Origin of the sequence: Klebsiella sp. NPDC088457 (genome assembly GCF_044900465.1) — a bacterium.
In the GTDB taxonomy this organism is placed as follows: Bacteria; Pseudomonadota; Gammaproteobacteria; order Enterobacterales; family Enterobacteriaceae; genus Klebsiella.
In genome coordinates this window covers 1-18,705 of record NZ_JBJDNH010000051.1, presented here as the reverse complement: position 1 = coordinate 18,705, position 18,705 = coordinate 1, and the positions used below count along the sequence as shown (strand labels likewise).

General features: G+C 56.8%; 19 protein-coding genes and 1 riboswitch. Of the genes, 7 read left to right on the top strand and 12 right to left on the bottom strand.

Going from position 1 to position 18,705, the window contains the following annotated elements; translation table 11 throughout:
- Positions 1-358 precede the first annotated feature (358 nt).
- Positions 359-1,699: an anaerobic C4-dicarboxylate transporter DcuB gene (gene dcuB / locus ACI2JR_RS24015; RefSeq protein WP_462479642.1), complete on the top strand. Its 1,341-nt coding sequence runs from the start codon at positions 359-361 to the stop codon at positions 1,697-1,699.
- Between the two features lie 246 nt (positions 1,700-1,945).
- On the opposite strand, the gene ACI2JR_RS24010 is transcribed toward dcuB, so the two are convergent.
- From ACI2JR_RS24010 to rsd, 10 genes are all read right to left on the bottom strand, one after another.
- On the bottom strand, positions 1,946-2,257 hold the full coding sequence (locus ACI2JR_RS24010) for a PTS lactose/cellobiose transporter subunit IIA (RefSeq protein WP_132731966.1): 312 nt from the start codon (positions 2,255-2,257) through the stop codon (positions 1,946-1,948).
- 3 nt (positions 2,258-2,260) lie between these two features.
- Positions 2,261-2,566 (bottom strand): PTS sugar transporter subunit IIB, encoded by a 306-nt coding sequence (locus tag ACI2JR_RS24005; RefSeq protein WP_132731967.1) that lies wholly within the window; start codon positions 2,564-2,566, stop codon positions 2,261-2,263.
- Positions 2,567-2,740: 174 nt separating this feature from the next.
- A complete protein-coding gene (locus tag ACI2JR_RS24000) occupies positions 2,741-4,273 on the bottom strand; it encodes a sensor domain-containing diguanylate cyclase (RefSeq protein ID WP_165905798.1) in 1,533 nt (510 codons plus the stop codon).
- 305 nt (positions 4,274-4,578) lie between these two features.
- Positions 4,579-5,712, bottom strand: a complete 1,134-nt coding sequence (gene thiH / locus ACI2JR_RS23995; RefSeq protein WP_132731968.1) for a 2-iminoacetate synthase ThiH — start codon at positions 5,710-5,712, stop codon at positions 4,579-4,581.
- Positions 5,709-6,479 carry a thiazole synthase gene (gene thiG / locus ACI2JR_RS23990; RefSeq protein ID WP_132731969.1) on the bottom strand — a complete coding sequence of 257 codons (771 nt, stop codon included), beginning with the start codon at positions 6,477-6,479 and terminating at the stop codon, positions 5,709-5,711. The genes thiH and thiG overlap by 4 nt, the downstream gene beginning before the upstream one ends.
- Before the next feature lies 1 nt (position 6,480).
- Positions 6,481-6,681 (bottom strand): sulfur carrier protein ThiS, encoded by a 201-nt coding sequence (gene thiS, locus ACI2JR_RS23985; RefSeq protein ID WP_132731970.1) that lies wholly within the window; start codon positions 6,679-6,681, stop codon positions 6,481-6,483.
- Positions 6,665-7,420: a HesA/MoeB/ThiF family protein gene (locus ACI2JR_RS23980; RefSeq protein ID WP_462479641.1), complete on the bottom strand. Its 756-nt coding sequence runs from the start codon at positions 7,418-7,420 to the stop codon at positions 6,665-6,667. The genes thiS and ACI2JR_RS23980 overlap by 17 nt, the downstream gene beginning before the upstream one ends.
- The gene (gene thiE / locus ACI2JR_RS23975; RefSeq protein WP_132731972.1) at positions 7,413-8,048 is read right to left on the bottom strand and encodes a thiamine phosphate synthase; all 636 of its coding nucleotides are present in this window, start codon (positions 8,046-8,048) and stop codon (positions 7,413-7,415) included. The genes ACI2JR_RS23980 and thiE overlap by 8 nt, the downstream gene beginning before the upstream one ends.
- Positions 8,048-9,943, bottom strand: a complete 1,896-nt coding sequence (gene thiC, locus ACI2JR_RS23970; RefSeq protein ID WP_462479640.1) for a phosphomethylpyrimidine synthase ThiC — start codon at positions 9,941-9,943, stop codon at positions 8,048-8,050. Before thiC ends, thiE begins: the two co-directional genes overlap by 1 nt.
- Positions 9,944-10,029: 86 nt before the next feature.
- Positions 10,030-10,130: riboswitch (TPP riboswitch) on the bottom strand.
- Positions 10,131-10,183: 53 nt separating this feature from the next.
- Entirely contained in the window at positions 10,184-10,681 is a 498-nt protein-coding gene (rsd, locus tag ACI2JR_RS23965; RefSeq protein WP_462479639.1) for a sigma D regulator, read from the bottom strand.
- 94 nt (positions 10,682-10,775) lie between these two features.
- Between rsd and nudC the strand changes: the two genes are divergently transcribed.
- The 6 genes from nudC to ACI2JR_RS23935 all read left to right on the top strand — a co-directional run bounded on the left by nudC (position 10,776) and on the right by ACI2JR_RS23935 (position 15,132).
- Positions 10,776-11,549: an NAD(+) diphosphatase gene (gene nudC, locus ACI2JR_RS23960; RefSeq protein ID WP_462479638.1), complete on the top strand. Its 774-nt coding sequence runs from the start codon at positions 10,776-10,778 to the stop codon at positions 11,547-11,549.
- Between the two features lie 40 nt (positions 11,550-11,589).
- Positions 11,590-12,654, top strand: a complete 1,065-nt coding sequence (gene hemE / locus ACI2JR_RS23955; RefSeq protein WP_462479637.1) for a uroporphyrinogen decarboxylase — start codon at positions 11,590-11,592, stop codon at positions 12,652-12,654.
- Positions 12,655-12,663: 9 nt separating this feature from the next.
- A complete protein-coding gene (gene nfi, locus ACI2JR_RS23950) occupies positions 12,664-13,335 on the top strand; it encodes a deoxyribonuclease V (RefSeq protein WP_132731977.1) in 672 nt (223 codons plus the stop codon).
- A gap of 42 nt (positions 13,336-13,377) precedes the next feature.
- A complete protein-coding gene (locus ACI2JR_RS23945; protein WP_132731978.1) occupies positions 13,378-13,968 on the top strand; it encodes a YjaG family protein in 591 nt (196 codons plus the stop codon).
- A gap of 186 nt (positions 13,969-14,154) precedes the next feature.
- A complete protein-coding gene (gene hupA, locus ACI2JR_RS23940; RefSeq protein WP_002884342.1) occupies positions 14,155-14,427 on the top strand; it encodes a nucleoid-associated protein HU-alpha in 273 nt (90 codons plus the stop codon).
- 12 nt (positions 14,428-14,439) lie between these two features.
- Positions 14,440-15,132 carry a DUF1481 domain-containing protein gene (locus ACI2JR_RS23935; RefSeq protein ID WP_462479643.1) on the top strand — a complete coding sequence of 231 codons (693 nt, stop codon included), beginning with the start codon at positions 14,440-14,442 and terminating at the stop codon, positions 15,130-15,132.
- A 179-nt stretch (positions 15,133-15,311) separates the two neighbouring features.
- Here ACI2JR_RS23935 and purD read toward each other — a convergent pair whose 3' ends face one another.
- Positions 15,312-16,601, bottom strand: coding sequence for a phosphoribosylamine--glycine ligase (gene purD / locus ACI2JR_RS23930; RefSeq protein ID WP_462479635.1), 1,290 nt, complete (start codon positions 16,599-16,601; stop codon positions 15,312-15,314).
- 15 nt (positions 16,602-16,616) lie between these two features.
- On the bottom strand, positions 16,617-18,206 hold the full coding sequence (purH, locus tag ACI2JR_RS23925; RefSeq protein ID WP_462479634.1) for a bifunctional phosphoribosylaminoimidazolecarboxamide formyltransferase/IMP cyclohydrolase: 1,590 nt from the start codon (positions 18,204-18,206) through the stop codon (positions 16,617-16,619).
- Positions 18,207-18,705 lie beyond the last annotated feature (499 nt).

Here is an 18,705-nt window from a genome sequence, read left to right as displayed (position 1 = left end):
TTATTATCGGAAGCGCGCTAACAATATTCTGCCTGTCTCTCCATAATCAATTACATTCTATTAATATTTCCCCTTCAATTAAGCAGCAAACAATCTATATACAAAAGACCCGCCCCCTTTTTCTTAATACCCACACTTTTTGATGGGTAAAAATTCTACATGTATCAAAAAATCCATAAAACAAAGGCGATATAGTCAAAAAGTCCAATTAATCATGTGATTACTTTTCCTCTTTATCTTCGGTTTGGTGAAGCTGAGGAGGGGTTTTTATATCTGAAAAATACGCCGGGGAGAGTGACAAATAAAACGACAGCGGCAGATAAATTTTTGATCTTAATGGCCTGGTTCTGGGGGATACATGGAATTCGCAATACAGCTCATCATTATCTTAATGTGTTTGTTTTATGGCGCCAGAAAAGGCGGTATCGCGCTCGGCCTTTTAGGCGGTATCGGACTGGTTATTTTAGTCTTTGTTTTTCACCTTCAGCCGGGTAAGCCACCGGTCGATGTTATGCTGGTGATTATTGCGGTTGTCGCCGCCTCGGCGACGTTGCAGGCCTCTGGCGGGCTGGACGTGATGCTGCAGATTGCCGAAAAACTGCTGCGGCGTAATCCAAAGTATGTCTCTATCGTGGCGCCTTTCGTCACCTGTACGCTGACGATTCTTTGCGGCACTGGCCACGTGGTCTATACCATTCTGCCCATCATTTATGACGTGGCTATCAAGAACAATATTCGTCCCGAGCGCCCGATGGCCGCCAGCTCCATTGGCGCTCAGATGGGGATTATCGCCAGCCCGGTTTCCGTAGCGGTGGTATCTCTGGTGGCGATGTTGGGCAACTTTACCTTCAACGGCAAGCATCTGGAATTCCTCGATCTGCTGGCCATCACCATCCCTTCCACGCTGCTGGGGATCCTGGCCATTGGTATTTTTAGCTGGTTTCGCGGTAAGGACTTAGATAAAGACGAGGAGTTTCAGGCATTCATCTCGACGCCGGAAAATCGCCACTATGTGTATGGTGATACGGCAACGCTGCTGGACAGAAAATTGCCGACCAGTAACTGGATAGCAATGTGGATTTTCCTCGCTTCGATTGCCGTCGTGGCCGTTCTGGGGGCGTTTTCGGAGCTGCGTCCCGCTTTCGACGGTAAGCCGCTGTCAATGGTGCTGGTGATTCAGATGTTTATGCTGTTTTCCGGCGCGCTCATTATCATCATTACCAAAACAAACCCGGCATCGATTTCAAAGAATGAGGTTTTCCGCTCGGGAATGATTGCCATCGTGGCGGTGTACGGTATTGCCTGGATGGCAGAAACCATGTTCGGCGCGCACATGTCGGAGATTAAAGGCGTGCTGGGCGAAATGGTGAAAGAGTATCCGTGGGCCTATGCCATCGTCCTGCTGATTGTCTCCAAATTCGTTAATTCCCAGGCGGCGGCGCTGGCGGCGATTGTCCCTGTGGCGCTGGCGATTGGCGTCGACCCGGCATATATCGTGGCTTCTGCACCGGCCTGTTATGGTTATTATATTCTACCGACCTATCCCAGCGACCTGGCGGCGATTCAGTTTGACCGCTCCGGCACTACCCATATCGGCCGCTTCGTGATTAACCACAGCTTTATTCTGCCGGGGTTAATTGGCGTCAGCGTCTCATGCGTGTTTGGCTGGGTATTTGCCGCGATGTACGGTTTCCTGTAATCAAAAAGCAGGCGCCGGGCCTTTCAGACGATGGGGAATGCCCGGCGCCGAGGCGCTGATTGAAAAGGAGGACCCGGGGATATATCGCTTGCCGCGATGGCGGCAGCCTGAGCCGCGCTGAGGTTCATCGCCAGCGGTTGAGGGATATCGTTTTTTGGATCTGGCGCTGGACTATCGCCCGCGACGAAAAGGACAATGCCCGAATAAACGGGCATCATGCATGGCGGAACGGCAGATCATGAGCTGTTACTGCGCGGTGCGGCGATACAGTTCGATCATATCGGTTGCCAGATCCTGAATCACCATCGCGTTCATCAGATGGTCCTGGGAATGGACCGTGATCAGATTGACCGGAAGCTTACCGGTGCCCTCATCCAGGCCGATGAGCTGAGTCTGGATTTTATGCGCATGCTTCACAAATTCGTGAGATTCGGCCATCGCCTGCTCGGAAGCGGCAAAATCACCTTTGCGTGCCAGCTGCAGGGCGGTTAATGCTGAACTGCGCGCTGAGCCGGCGTTAACCAACAGCTCCATGATGATCGTTTCTAAATCTTCCATGACTTACTCCATCAACTTCAGGGCTTTATCAAGAACGGCATCGCCTTTCATCATGCCATAATCCATCATATCGATAACCGCGACTTTCTTACCGAACGGATCGGCCAGCGCCTGCAGCTTCGCCTGCTCATATTTCACCTGTGGGCCGAGCAGAATGATGTCAGCGGCTGCGAGATTGTCTTTAAACTCAGCGACCGGTACGGCTTTAATCGAGACTTCAACACCTTTCTTCTGTGCAGCGTCTTGCATACGTTGAACCAGCATGCTGGTGGACATTCCCGCGGCGCAGCATAAAACGATATTCTTCATAGTAGATGGCCCTTATGTTCCCTTGATGCATCATCTTTATCGCGGGGCGGGGGGCTCGACAACCGCTTTGCAATGATTGTGTGTAAGGCATCACAAAATAATGAAACCGGTTTCAATTTTTCCGCGATAAAGACAAAAATGCCCGGCGAAGCGGGCTTTAGTCGCGAAGAGGGATCAGGTGCGAACGATGCGGTTCTTGCCCTGCTGCTTCGCCTTATAGAGCGCTTCATCCACGCTGACGACCAGCTTATCCAGCGGCTCCATATTCCATTCGCCTAACCCGGCGCTAAAGGTCACCGTCAATCCCTCTTCACGCCAGGTACGCTGAGCGATCTTGACCCGCCAGCTTTCCAGAATCGTATGCGCGGTGGCGACATGCTCACCGGTGAAAATGACGGCAAACTCTTCACCGCCATAGCGGTAGAGCGAAATATGTTGCGGCTGCAGGATTTGCAGGCCCTCACGGGCGACATTACGCAAGACGATATCGCCGTTGAGGTGGCCCCAGGTATCGTTAATGGATTTAAAGTTATCGATATCGACCAGAGACAGGGCGAAAGGCTGATGATCGTTCATCAGCGCGGCGATATCGCTGTCGAAGGCGCGGCGGTTTTTACAGCCGGTCAGGGCATCGATAGTGGCCTGGCGCACATAGGTCAGCTCGCGCTGCTTATTACTTTCGATGGCCTTGCTCAGCATCGCCTCCAGCCGCGGAGCGCGATTGACATCGCCGGTTTTAATCGCATTGATGATGTTCATCAGCACCGTACGCGAGGCGTGGCGCAGATAGAGGCCGAACAGCACAATCACGATGGCGGCCAGCGCAAATCCCCAGGCGACAATATCGGTTTCGTAGCGCGTTAAATCAACCAGCGTAGCGTTGGCGACGCGGTAAATAACAAACCAGTCGGGATTGGTAAACGAATAATAGTAATACCAGATGCCATTTTTCTCGTCATACAGCTGACCTTCGGCACTGGTCATTTTATCCATTAACATATTGCTGACGTAGGGCTTAAAAAGCGCGCCGGTATCCGGATGAAGCACCACTTTCCCGTCACGCTGCACCACAAAAAACTCGCCCTGAATGGGGGCCACCATCTGGCGTAGGGCATACCCCATCGAGGTCAGATCCAGATGAAATGCGAGGCTACCCTTGAGCCGTCCTTGCGGCGAGATGATGGGTTTATACAGGGTAATGGTCGGACGATGGGTGAAGTAGTCCAGATAGGGGCTGGTATAGAGGCTAAAGGTACTGGCCTCCGCCTGCTTGATAAACCATGGCCGGGTCCTGGGATCGAAGGCGCGACTGTCATCGCTCTCCAGCACCTCTGGCGCACGCAGGTAGCGGCCATGGGTATCCGCCAGCGAGATAGACGAAACGGTTGGCATCAGTTCCTGTAGCTGCATCAGCTCCTGCAACCCTTTTTGCGGATCAACGTTAACCGCCTGATTTAGCTCGTCACTCTTCGCAAAAAATTGGGTCGCCCGAGCGAGGATATAATCATTCCCGCGCAGCAGCGACTCGGTGTAGTTGACCGCAAGATTGTGGGTGAAATTGCGATTAACGTGGTGGTAGTCCTCAAGAAAATTCTTTTTCTGCGTGACGGTGACAAACATCGCGATCAGCAAAAAGCTGAGTAAAATCCCTGCAAATCCAACCAGAATCGGCATAGTAAAAGAGAGCGTTCTGTTGTGACGTGCCATGTGTCGTAAATCGTTCCAGAAGGTATAACGTGGGTTGAAGCGCAGGTTTTAGCCGCAATGCCTGGCGATCGAATCGGGTAATGCTCCGTCAATTATAACCCTGGCCCTCGGGAGGATGGGATTTATCTTTGATGGCGGTGCCTGCCTCGCGATGAGGCAGGGCGAAAGGAGGAAGAGAAAGGATTCGCCCTGGTCAGCGTCCGCTGCTGACAAAGGCAGAATAAAAAAACGCGAGCGCAACTACCAGCTGCCGCTTTTCATCTTACACTCCGGTTCGGAAAACGTTCAGGTCCTTACACCGCCTTTCATGACGACTGCGAGGCGCGTCCCAGCCAGCTGTCCCAGTCTTTCCACACCGGCTGTAAACCGCGTGCCACCAGCGCGTCGGCCACCTCCTCGGGGCGACGACCGTCATGAGGCGCAAACTGCTCCAGCTCCGGGTGGTTATCGGCATAGCCGCCGGGTTGGGTTTTCGAAAAGGCGCTGACGTTATTAATCGCCAGCGGGATCACCTGGTCACGGAAGGCCGGCGATTCACGCGTCGAGAGCGAGAGCTCCACGTCCGGCGCCAGCAGGCGGAAGGCGCAAATGGTCTGAACCAGCTGCCGTTCGTCCATCAGCGAGGCGGGGGTAACCCCACCCGCGCACGGCCGCAGTCGCGGGAAGGAGATAGAGTAGCGGCTGCGCCAGTAATGCTGTTGCAGCCACAGCAGATGCTCCGCCACCATGTAGCAATCCACGCGCCAGCTGTCAGAAAGACCGATTAACGCCCCGAGGCCGATCTTATCGATCCCCGCCTGGCCGAGACGATCCGGCGTATCCAGACGCCAGAAAAAGTCCTGTTTTTTACCCTTCAGATGGTGCTGGGCATACATGCTCTCATGATACGTTTCCTGATAGACCATGACGCCGTCCAGGCCGAGCGTTTTCAGCTCGGCGTACTCTGCCATCGTTAGCGGCTGCACTTCCATTTGCAGTGAGGAGAACTGACTGCGAATAGCGGGCAGGTGCCGGCGAAAATAGTCCATGCCGACTTTGCCCTGGTGTTCGCCGGTGACCAGCAGCAGATGTTCAAAGCCCATTGCGCGAATGGCGGCGCATTCGCGGGCAATTTCTTCCTCGTCCAGGGTCTTACGCTTAATGCGGTTGCTCATCGAAAAACCGCAGTAGGTACAGTCGTTCGCGCACAGGTTGGAGAGGTACAGCGGAACGTAAAAGCTGACGGTATTGCCGAATCGTTGCCGGGTCAGCCGCTGCGCGCGCTGGGCCAGCGGCTCCAGATAGCCGGCGGCGGCGGGAGAGAGCAGGGCCATCATATCGTCACGACTGAGCTGTTTTGCCGCTATCGCTCGCTCCACATCGGCTGGCGTCTTGCCGTTGATACGCAGGCGAATGTCATCCCATTCCAGCTGTTTCCAGCGTTCGCTAAAGGTGGTCATGCCTGCGCCTCCAGAAAACCGGTCAATGGGCTGGTGGCCTGCGCCCCGGCGCTGCGCGAGCCGGGACCCGCCTGACGAGCCAGTAATCCCGCCTCTACCGCCAGACGAAAGGCCCGCGCCATAGTCACCGGATCGTCGGCCACGGCGATAGCGGTGTTGACCAGCACGGCATCGGCCCCCATTTCCAGCGCCTGTGCGGCATGGCTGGGGACGCCAATTCCCGCATCGACCACCACCGGTACCGTCGCCTGTTCGATAATAATTTCCAGCATCGCCCGGGTTTCCAGCCCCTGATTCGAGCCAATCGGCGCGCCGAGCGGCATCACCGCCGCGCATCCCGCTTCCTCCAGCCGTTTGCACAACACCGGATCGGCGCCGCAATAAGGTAGAACCACGAAGCCTTCCCGCACCAGCGTCTCGGCCGCCTTCAGGGTTTCGATCGGATCCGGCAGCAGCCAGCGCGCGTCCGGATGAATCTCCAGCTTCAGCCAGTGGGTGCCCAGGGCTTCCCGGGCCAGCCGGGCGGCAAAGATGGCCTCTTCTGCCGTTTTGGCCCCCGAGGTATTTGGCAGCAGACTGACGCCAGCCGCCAGCAAGGGGGCAAGAATGGCATCGTTGTGCTGGCGTAGATCGACGCGCTTCATCGCCAGCGTCACCAGTTGACTACCCGAGGCGCGAATCGCCTCGACCATCACCTGCGGCGCGGAAAATTTTCCGGTACCGGTAAAAATATGTGATTCAAACGTTTTGTCTGCGATACGTAACATGTCAGCCTCCGGCGATAACCTGAAAAAGCAGGACCCGATCGCCTTCCTGCAGAAGATGGTGTTCCCACCGCTCGCGCGGCAGAACGTGTTGATTGAGCGCCAGGGCAGTACCCGCCTGGCGCTGCGCTAGCTGCGTGAGCAGGTCGGCGACGGTGGTCGTTCCGGCGCACTGCATCGGCTCGTCGTTAAACCAGATCTGCATGGCGCCCTCCGCATACCGGGCAGCCCAGCGCACGCTGCAGCGCCAGATTGCGCCAGTGGCTGGTGCGCGCATCGAATAGCCGCAGCGTGTTGCGCGGCGTTGCCATGCCGGAGAGCAATTTGATCGCCTCCAGCGCCTGCAGCGTGCCCATCATGCCGACCACCGGCCCGACAATCCCCGCCGTACGGCAGTTACGTTCGGGTTCGGCGGTATCGGGCCACAGGCAGCGGTAGCAGCCCTGCTCCCATGGTGGGGTGAGGACCATCAGCTGCCCGCCCAGCCCGACGGCGCTGGCGGTAATCAACGGCGTGGCCAGCGCGACGCAGGCAGCATTGATATCCTGGCGGGTGACCATATTATCGGTGCAATCCAGCACCACGTCGGCCCGGGCGACTTCGCTTCGTAGGGCTTCGCCGCTTAACCGTTGTTGCAGCGTGACGATCTCAATCTGCGGGTTAAGCCGCGCCAGCCGCTGCCTGGCGGCGGCGGTTTTCGGCCGGGCGATATCATCGCTGGTGAAGAGAATCTGGCGTTGCAGGTTGCTTACGTGGACGTCGTCATCGTCAGCCAGTACCAGCGTACCGACGCCGGCGCCGGCCAGATACAGCGCGGCAGGAGAACCCAACCCGCCGAGGCCGACGATCAGCACCCGGCTGGCTAACAGCTTCTGCTGACCTTCGATGGCAATATCTTCCAGCATCAGCTGGCGGCTATAGCGCATGAAATCGCTGTCATTCATCGCCTGCTCCTGCGATTTCCAGCAGTTGGGCGGTGGCCTGCCGCCAGTCTTCCGCCTGGGTAATCGCGCTCACGACGGCGATGCTACCGACGCCGGTTTCCAGTACCGCCGGAGCGCGCGCCAGGCTGATGCCGCCGATCGCCACCGTCGGGTAATCCTGCAGGCGCTGGATATGTTGAGCGAGCTGCGTCAGACCCTGAGGGGCGGAAGGCATTTGTTTGGTTTGCGTAGGGAAAACGTGACCTAGCGCGATATAGGAGGGGCGTGCGGCCAGCGCAACATCGATCTCCATATCATCATGGGTCGAGACCCCGAGGCGCAGCCCGGCGTGGCGAATGGCGCTCAGGTCCGTGGTTTCCAGGTCCTCTTGTCCCAGGTGCACGCCGTAGGCCTGGTGCTTAATGGCCAGCTGCCAGTAGTCGTTGATGAACAGCCGGGCATGATATTGACGGCCGAGTGCGATAGCAGCGATCACATCGTCCTCAACGTCGCTGTCGCGCTTATCCTTGATGCGCAGCTGAAGAGTACGCACGCCCGCTTTCAGCAGGCGTTCAATCCACACCACGCTATCCACGACCGGGTAGAGTCCTAAACGGAAAGGGACGGACGGAAAATCGGGTTGATACATCAGGCTTGCTCCTTACGTAAATAGATCTCACCGCCGCGAGCGCGGAAATCCTGGGACCTGTCGGCCATGCCGGCGTCGATATTCTGCCGGGCGGCATAGTCGCGGACTTCCTGGGTGATTTTCATTGAACAGAATTTGGGCCCGCACATAGAGCAGAAGTGGGCGAGTTTGCCGGACTCCTGCGGCAGCGTTTCGTCGTGATAAGCGCGGGCGGTGAACGGGTCAAGGGCGAGATTGAACTGGTCTTCCCAGCGGAATTCAAAACGGGCTTTGGACATGGCGTTATCGCGGATCTGCGCCCCCGGATGACCTTTGGCAAGGTCGGCGGCGTGAGCGGCGATTTTGTAGGCGAGCAATCCCTGCTTCACATCCTCTTTATTCGGCAGGCCGAGATGCTCCTTCGGCGTGACATAGCAGAGCATGGCGCAGCCGAACCAGCCGATCATCGCCGCGCCGATACCGGAGGTGAAGTGGTCATAGCCGGGAGCGATATCGGTGGTTAATGGCCCAAGAGTGTAGAACGGCGCTTCGTGGCAGTGGGTCAGCTCTTCGCTCATGTTGCGGCGGATCATCTGCATCGGCACATGGCCCGGTCCCTCAATCATCACCTGCACGTCGTACTCCCAGGCGATTTTTGTCAGCTCCCCCAGGGTGTGCAGCTCGGCGAACTGCGCCTCGTCGTTGGCGTCCTGAATCGAGCCCGGCCGTAGGCCGTCGCCGAGCGAGAGTGAGACATCATAGGCGGCGCAGATTTGGCAAATCTCGCGGAAGTGTTGATAGAGGAAGTTTTCCTGATGATGCGACAGGCACCACTTCGCCATGATTGAGCCGCCGCGGGAGACAATGCCGGTCAGACGTTTGGCGGTCATCGGTACGTAGCGCAGCAGGACGCCGGCATGAATGGTGAAATAGTCGACGCCTTGTTCCGCCTGTTCCAGCAGAGTGTCGCGGAACGCTTCCCAGGTGAGGTCTTCGGCAATGCCGTTCACTTTCTCCAGCGCCTGATAGATGGGGACGGTGCCGATGGGCACCGGGCTGTTACGCAGGATCCATTCGCGGGTTTCGTGAATATAGCGGCCGGTGGAGAGATCCATCACCGTGTCGGCGCCCCAGCGCGTTGACCACACCAGTTTTTCGACCTCTTCTTCGATGGACGATGTCACCGCCGAGTTGCCGATGTTGGCGTTAACCTTCACCAGAAAATTGCGCCCGATGATCATCGGTTCCGATTCCGGGTGGTTGATGTTGGCAGGAACGATCGCGCGGCCGGCGGCCACCTCATCGCGGACGAATTCCGCGGTGATGTTCTCCGGTAAGCGGGCGCCAAAGCCTTCCCCCGGGTGCTGGTGGCGCAGCACTTCGCTGCGAATACGCTCCCGGCCCATGTTTTCCCGGATGGCGATAAACTCCATCTCCGGCGTAACGATTCCCCGACGGGCGTAGTGGAGCTGAGTAACGCATTGCCCCGGCCTGGCTCGTCTCGGCGTCAGCAGGCCGCTAAAGCGCAGCGCATCGAGGCCCTCATCGGCGAGACGCTCTTTGGTGTAGAGGGAGCTGCGGTCGTTTAACGGCTCGCTATCCTGCCGCGCATCGATCCACGGCTGGCGCAGCTTTGCCAGCCCCTGCCTGACATCGATGGCAACGTCTGGATCGCCATACGGGCCGGAGGTGTCATACACCGGTATCGCTTCGTTATCTTCATACTGCGGGTTGGTTTTGTCGCCGCCGGTCAGCGTGGGGCTAAGCTGGATTTCGCGCATCGGCACGCGAATATCATCCTGCGAGCCCTGAATATAGATACGCCGTGAACGGGGGAAGACGCTGCCTTCGAGGGTATCAATAAAGCGCTGCGCGCGTTCGCGCTGTTCTCTACGGGTCAGTTTGGTTGCAGACATAGCTCATTCCAGATGAAAAAGGACATGGCTTGTCAGACGACGGATGGAGTAACAGATGCGATCGGTCCTGGATGGACGGTCGCTTATAGCAGTTTACTCTTGTTCCCTTCGCAGGTATTAGCCTGATCAGGTTCCGCGGATCCCGAATAAACGGTCTCAGCCAGTTAAGGCACTCCGACAAGATAAAACCCCCTCCAGCGAGGGAGAATGTATGTAAACTACTCGTTAACGGCTCACAACTCAAGCAGTCGGCGTGATATTGTCGCTGATGTTGTCTTCCTGGTTGTGGGAAACGGCGAGGGCGATCAGCTTATCTTCCAGCGCAAATCGCGCTTCCAGCGCTTCGCCAATATCGGAAAGCGCCTGCTGGAACTCCAGATAGTTATCGTGATCGATGGCGTTTTCGAGGCAGGAATCGTAGTAATCCATAATCTGCTGGGTATTGGCTTCCAGCTGCGGATAGAGCTTCGTGGCCGCCAAAAGTGGCGTGTCGCCTTCCATTTCGCCAAGAATACGTTCATAAATACTAAAATGGCCGGAGGAGAGGTAATCCACCAGGCTTTGGCAAAAGTTATCCAGCGCCTTTTCGTTAAGCCGCATAAAGGATTCTTTACCCGGTTTCAGGCCAACCAGCTTGTAGTAAGCCACGAGCAAATGCTTACGTACATGCAGCCAGCGATCGACCAGTTTATTACTGCCTCCAAGACGTTCCGTTAGGTTTTCCAGCTGGTTTAACATGGTTGACTCCGCAAGATTAAGAAAAATAACGTTGCTCACCAAAATGTAAATATAATGTTAAAAGTGCCAGTAAAACGAAGGTAGTGCAATAGATATGGATCGTATTATTGAAAAATTAGATCGCGGCTGGTGGATCGTCAGCCACGAACAAAAATTATGGTTACCCGACGGGGAATTACCACATGGCGAAGCGGGAAATTTCAATCTTGTCGGACAGCACGCGCGGCATATCGGTGAATGGCAAGGAGAAGCGGTATGGCTGGTGCGCCAGGATCGTCGGCATGATATGGGATCGTTGCGTCAGGTGCTGGATCAGGATCCGGGGCTGTTTCAGCTGGCGGGGCGCGGCATCCAGCTGGCCGAGTTTTACCGCTCGCATAAATTCTGCGGCTACTGTGGGCATCCGATGCAGCCAAGCAAAAGCGAATGGGCGATGCTGTGCAGCCACTGCCGCGAGCGCTATTACCCGCAAATCGCCCCGTGCATGATCGTGGCGATTCGCCGGGACGACTCTATTTTGCTGGCGCAGCATACCCGCCACCGCAACGGCGTACATACGGTGCTGGCCGGGTTTGTCGAAGTGGGAGAGACCCTGGAACAGGCGGTTGCCCGCGAGGTGATGGAAGAAAGCGGCCTGAAGGTGAAAAACCTGCGCTATGTGACTTCCCAACCGTGGCCGTTCCCGCAGTCGCTGATGACCGCGTTTATGGCGGAATATGACAGCGGCGAGATTGTTATCGATAAGAAAGAGCTGCTGGAGGCGGGCTGGTATCGCTACGATGATTTACCGCTGCTGCCGCCGCCGGGAACCGTGGCGCGCCGGCTGATAGAAGATACCGTGGCAATGTGTCGGGCCGACTATGAATGACGTGATACAATGACGGCCTGACGCATTAAGGAACTGCAAAATGACCGAACTGAAGAACGATCGTTATCTGCGTGCGCTGCTGCGCCAACCCGTTGATGTGACCCCGGTGTGGATGATGCGCCAGGCTGGCCGCTATTTACCGGAGTACAAGGCCACTCGCGCAGAAGCGGGCGACTTTATGTCTCTGTGTAAAAATGCCGGGCTGGCCTGTGAAGTCACCCTGCAGCCGCTGCGTCGCTATGCGCTGGATGCGGCGATCCTCTTTTCAGACATTCTGACTATTCCGGACGCGATGGGGCTGGGGCTCTATTTCGAAGCCGGCGAAGGTCCGCGCTTCACCTCGACCATTACCGGCAAAGCCGACGTCGACAAACTGCCGATCCCCGATCCGGAAGATGAACTCGGTTACGTGATGAATGCGGTACGCACCATTCGTCGTGAGCTCAAAGGTGAGGTTCCGCTGATTGGCTTCTCCGGCAGCCCGTGGACCCTGGCGACCTATATGGTTGAAGGGGGCAGCAGTAAGGCCTTCACTGTCATCAAAAAAATGATGTATGCCGATCCGCAGACCCTGCATGCGCTGCTCGATAAGCTGGCAAAAAGCGTCACGTTGTACCTTAACGCCCAGATCAAAGCGGGCGCCCAGTCGGTGATGATTTTCGATACCTGGGGTGGCGTGCTGACCGGCCGCGATTATCAGCAGTTCTCGCTGTACTACATGCACAAAATCGTCGATGGCCTGCTGCGTGAAAACGAAGGCCGCCGCGTACCGGTGACCTTATTCACCAAAGGCGGCGGACAGTGGCTGGAAGCGATGGCCGAAACCGGCTGCGATGCGCTGGGTCTCGACTGGACCACCGATATCGCCGACGCTCGCCGTCGCGTCGGTCACAAAGTGGCGCTACAGGGCAATATGGACCCTTCCATGCTCTACGCGCCCGCTGCCCGTATTGAAGAAGAAGTGGCGACCATTCTTGCTGGCTTCGGTCAGGGGGAAGGCCACGTCTTCAACCTCGGTCACGGCATTCATCCGGACGTGAATCCTGAACATGCGGGGGTGTTTGTCGAAGCGGTACACCGGCTGTCGGCGCAATACCATCGCTAAGGAGCGAGTATGGATTTGGCATCGCTACGCGCCCGCCAGCAGGAGCTGGCCGCATCGGTCATCCGTGAGGATCGGCTGGATCGGGATCCTCCGCGGCTGATCGGCGGAGCAGACGTTGGCTTCGAGCAAGAAGGCGAAGTCACCCGAGCGGCGATGGTGCTGCTGGCCTGGCCCTCGCTGGAGCTGGTGGAATATCAGGTGGCACGCGTTGCCACCACGATGCCTTATATCCCCGGCTTTCTCTCTTTTCGTGAAACGCCCGCGCTGCTGGCGGCGTGGGAACAGCTTTGCCAAAAACCCGATCTCTTATTTGTCGACGGCCACGGGATTTCCCATCCGCGGCGTCTGGGCGTGGCCAGCCATTTTGGCCTGCTGGTGGATGTCCCGACCATTGGGGTGGCGAAAAAGCGCCTGTGCGGGCGCTTTACGCTTCCCGGCGATGAACCGGGGGCACTGGCGCCGCTGATGGATAAAAACGAGCAGCTGGCATGGGTCTGGCGCAGCAAAGCGCGCTGCAATCCGCTGTTTGTCAGCACCGGCCACCGCGTAGCCCTCGATAGCGCGCTGGCGTGGGTGGAGCGCTGCATCAAAGGCTACCGCCTGCCGGAACCCACGCGCTGGGCTGATGCGGTGGCCTCGCGGCGCCCGGCGTTTGTGCGTTGGCAAGCAAATCACGACTGATTCAGGTACACTGCGGCTAATTTCTGACTTCGAGAATTCATCATGTTACAAAACCCGATTCATCTGCGCCTGGAGAAGCTGGAAAGCTGGCAGCACGTCACCTTTATGGCCTGTTTGTGCGAGCGCATGTACCCCAACTACGCGATGTTCTGCCAGCAAACCGAATTTGCCGATGGCCAGCTGTATCGCCGTATCCTCGATCTGATCTGGGAAACACTGACGGTCAAAGACGCGAAGGTGAATTTTGATAGCCAGCTGGAAAAGCTGGAAGAGGCGATTCCGGTTGCGGACGACTACGATCTGTACGGCGTTTACCCGGCTATCGATGCCTGTGTCGCCTTGAGCGAACTGATTCACTCGCGCCTGAGCGGAGAAACGCTTGAGCATGCCATTGAGGTGAGCAAGAGCTCCATTACCACCGTGGCGATGCTGGAAATGACCCAGGCCGGTCGCGAAATGACCGATGAAGAGCTCAAAGAGAACCCGGCGGTTGAGCAAGAATGGGATATTCAGTGGGAAATTTTCCGTCTGCTGGCCGACTGCGAAGAACGCGATATTGAACTGATCAAAGGGCTGCGCGCAGACCTTCGTGAAGCCGGTGAGAGCAATATTGGTATAAATTTTCAGCAGTGAGACCAGAAAACGTGATTTACCGCCTGAATTGTAGCGTCTGAAGGCTTCCATTCCGCCCCCCGTCTGGTCTACATTTGGAGGGCGAAAAAAAGTGGCTATCGGTGCGTGTATGCAGGAGAGTGCTTTTCAGGCATTTCCGTCGCACTCGGTGCTTAGCAAGCGATAAACACATTGTAAGGATAACTTATGAACAAGACTCAACTGATTGATGTAATTGCGGACAAAGCTGACCTGTCCAAAGCACAGGCGAAAGCTGCCCTGGAATCTACCCTGGCTGCAATTACCGAGTCTCTGAAAGAAGGTGATGCTGTTCAACTGGTTGGTTTCGGTACCTTCAAAGTGAACCACCGCGCTGAGCGTACTGGCCGCAACCCGCAGACCGGTAAAGAAATCAAAATTGCCGCTGCTAACGTGCCGGCGTTTGTTTCTGGTAAAGCACTGAAAGACGCAGTTAAGTAAGACCGCGTGGCAGTGTACAGTTTTAACGAAGGGGCCTTTAAGCCCCTTTTGTCTATCTGGCGTCGCGCGTTGACGCTGGTGGGCATTCTGTTGATCACTGCCTGCAGCCATGATTCCTCACTCCCTCCGTTCACCGCCAGCGGCTATGCGGACAATCAGGGGGCGATGCGTATCTGGCGTGAGGATGCGAATGGCGAAGTGCATCTCCTTGCCGCCTTTAGCCCATGGCGTAACGGCAATACCTCGACCAGCGAATACCGCTGGCAGGGCGACCGACTCACGCTTATCGAGCTTAATGTTTACGGCCAACCCAAAGAACACATTCGCGCCCGCTTTGATGACCAGGGCGAACTGAGCTTTATGCAGCGTGAAGTGGATGGGCAGAAGCAGCAGCTTTCCAGCGATCAGGTGGCGCTTTATCGCTACCGGGCAACGCAGATTCGCCAGACCAGCGACGCGTTGCGCCAGGGACGAGTTGTCCTGCGTCAGGGGCGCTGGCATACCAACCAGACGGTCACCACCTGCGAAGGGCAAACCGTGAGACCGGACCTGGATGCGCGGGCATTAGCCCATATTACGCGCCGCCAGAGTCACTCATCCGCGGAGGTGAGCGTAGCGTGGCTGGAAGCCTCAGACGGCGCTCAGCTGCTGCTGGTGGCCAACGAAGACTTCTGTACCTGGCAGCCGCAGGAAAAAACCTTCTGACCTCCTGTCAGAGACGCTGTGCGCGTTACGATTCCCTCTATCCTTCTCCACCCTACGCTTCTCTGAGGCGCGTAGCCGCACATCCTCCGTGACTGGTTGGCGGGCTGACGATAAAAAACGGGCGACTCCAGAATGAAGCCGCCCGTCAATGAGGCCTGTTATGAGGTTACGTTCAGGCGCTAGCGTTGCTCGCGGGCAATAGCGCGCCAGCCGATATCGCTACGGCTGAAGCTTCCTTCCCAATGAATACCGGTCAGGAGTTCATAGGCGCGCTGCTGCGCCTGAGCGACAGTATCACCCAGCGCCGTCACGCACAGTACGCGGCCGCCGTTAGTCACCACGCGCTGGTCGTCGGCAAGCTTCGTCCCGGCATGGAAGACTTTGCCATCGGCCGCTTCTTCCTGCGGTAAACCGAAGATTTCGTCGCCGGTGGCGTAGTTGCCCGGATAGCCGCCTGCGGCAACCACCACGCCAAGCGAGGCGCGATCGTCCCACTCGGAGGTTTTCTCATCCAGTTTACCGTCACAGGCGGCGAGACACAGCTCCACCATGTCAGATTTCATGCGCAGCATGATGGGCTGAGTTTCCGGATCGCCGAAGCGGCAGTTGAACTCAATCACCTTCGGGTTGCCCTGTTTGTCGATCATCAGCCCGGCGTAGAGGAAACCGGTATAGGTATTGCCTTCCGCCGCCATCCCTTTGACCGTAGGCCAGATGATACGATCCATCGTGCGCTGATGGACTTCATCCGTCACCACAGGGGCCGGCGAGTAGGCGCCCATACCACCGGTATTCGGACCGGTATCGCCATTGCCCACGCGTTTGTGGTCCTGGCTGGTGGCCATCGGCAGGACGTGTTCGCCGTCAACCATCACGATAAAGCTGGCCTCTTCGCCGTCGAGAAACTCTTCGATAACAATACGGTGGCCCGCGTCGCCGAAAGCGTTGCCGGCCAGCATATCTTTCACCGCCTCTTCCGCTTCTTCCAGCGTCATCGCCACGATAACGCCTTTACCGGCCGCCAGACCGTCAGCTTTGATAACGATCGGCGCGCCTTTCTCACGCAGGTAGGCCAGCGCAGGTTCGACTTCGGTGAAGTTCTGATATTCCGCGGTCGGAATGTTATGCCGCGCGAGGAAATCTTTGGTAAACGCTTTTGAGCCTTCCAGCTGGGCGGCGCCTTCGGTCGGGCCGAAGATTTTCAGACCGGCTGCGCGGAACGCATCGACAATGCCAATCACCAGCGGCGCTTCCGGGCCGACGATGGTCAGATCGATCTTTTCGCTCTGGGCGAAGCTCAGCAAGGCCGGGATATCGGTGACGCCGATAGCGACGTTGTGCAGCGCAGGTTCCAGCGCGGTACCGGCGTTGCCCGGCGCGACGTAAACGGTATCAACCAGCGGAGACTGTGCCGCTTTCCATCCCAGCGCGTGTTCGCGGCCGCCGTTGCCAATCACTAATACTTTCATGTTCTGCTCCGTGAATTAATGGCGGAAGTGACGCATGTCGGTGAAGATCATCGCAATGCCGTGTTCGTCAGCTGCGGCAATGACTTCGTCGTCACGGATAGAGCCGCCAGGCTGGATAACACAGGTAATGCCTACTGCAGCAGCAGCGTCGATACCGTCACGGAACGGGAAGAAGGCGTCAGAAGCCATTGCCGAGCCTTTCACTTCCAGACCTTCATCGCCCGCTTTGATACCGGCAATTTTCGCCGAGTAAACGCGGCTCATCTGGCCTGCACCTATCCCGATGGTCATGTTCTCTTTTGCATAGACAATCGCGTTGGATTTCACGAACTTGGCCACTTTCCAGCAGAACAGCGCGTCACGCAGTTCCTGCTCGGTAGGCTGGCGCTTCGTCACGACGCGCAGATCGCCCTCGGTGACCATGCCCAGGTCGCGATCCTGAACCAGCAGACCGCCGTTAACGCGTTTGAAATCGAGACCCGGAACGCGTGCCGCCCACTCGCCGCAGGTCAGAACGCGGACGTTCTGCTTGGCTGCGGTGATCTTCAGCGCTTCTTCGCTGGCGGACGGGGCGATGATCACTTCGACAAATTGACGCGAGATGATGGCCTGCGCGGTTTCTGCATCCAGTTCACGGTTGAAGGCGATAATGCCGCCGAATGCGGAGGTCGGGTCGGTTTTGTAGGCGCGATCGTAAGCATCCAGAATTGAGGCGCTGACCGCAACGCCGCACGGGTTGGCGTGTTTAACAATCACGCAGGCCGGTTCGCTGAACTCTTTCACGCATTCCAGCGCCGCATCGGTATCGGCGATGTTGTTATAAGAAAGGGCTTTGCCTTGAACCTGGGTGGCGGTCGCAACCGACGCCTCTTTAATGTCTTCTTCTATATAGAAGGCCGCCTGCTGATGGCTGTTTTCGCCGTAACGCATATCCTGCTTCTTAATGAAGTTCAGGTTCAGCGTACGCGGGAAGCGGCCGGAGGCTTCCTGAGTCTCACCATGATAGGCCGGAACCATGCTGCCGAAGTAGTTGGCAATCATGCTGTCGTAGGCAGCGGTGTGCTCGAAAGCTTTAATGGCGAGATCGAAGCGGGTTTCCAGCGTCAGGGAACCGTCGTTAGCATCCATCTCGTTAATAATGGCGTGGTAGTCGCCGCTCTTGACGACAATGGCCACGTCTTTATGGTTCTTGGCCGCGGAACGCACCATGGTCGGACCGCCGATATCGATATTCTCTACCGCATCTTCCAGGGAACACCCTTCGCGGGCGACGGTCTGGGCAAACGGATAAAGGTTAACAACGACCATATCAATAGGAGAGATCGCGTGCTGGGCCATGATCTCATCATCCTGGCCGCGGCGGCCAAGAATACCGCCGTGCACTTTTGGATGCAGGGTCTTAACGCGTCCATCCATCATTTCCGGGAAACCGGTGTAGTCAGAGACTTCGGTTACCGGCAGACCTTTCTCAGCCAGCAGGCGTGCGGTACCGCCCGTAGAGAGTAGCTCAACACCACGAGCGGAAAGAGCCTGCGCGAATTCGACGATACCGGCCTTGTCAGAAACACTGAGCAGAGCGCGGCGGACTGGGCGACGTTGTTGCATGGTATTAAATCCCCAGGATTTGAACATTACAGAGAGCGTTAGGTGAGTTTTTGCCTAAAAGCTCACCTAACGCACCCAACCGGGCATCCTTGTCATAGCGCGGCATTGTAACGAAAACGTTTGCGCAACGCTCGCGAATTTTTATCTTTCTCTTTTTTGCCGCTCTCTTCTCTATATAGAAGGGGCGTTTGATGGCCTTTATCAGGTAAGAAGTGGCGTGGCCTGTGGATAATTCTGTGTGTAACAGGGTATAAAGTGGGGTTTTGCTGGGGAATGCAGCAGTCAGTCATTTTTCTGCAACTTTTCTATTGCGGGCGTTCGAGAACTCCCTATAATGCGCCTCCATCGACACGGAACAACGGCAAACAAGCCGCCGGGTTGAAAGAGAAAACTTCTGAAAACGAGGTTGACTCTGAAAGAGGAAAGCGTAATATACGCCACCTCGCGACAGAGCGCTAAAGCGCGTCGCAACTGCTCTTTAACAATTTATCAGACAATC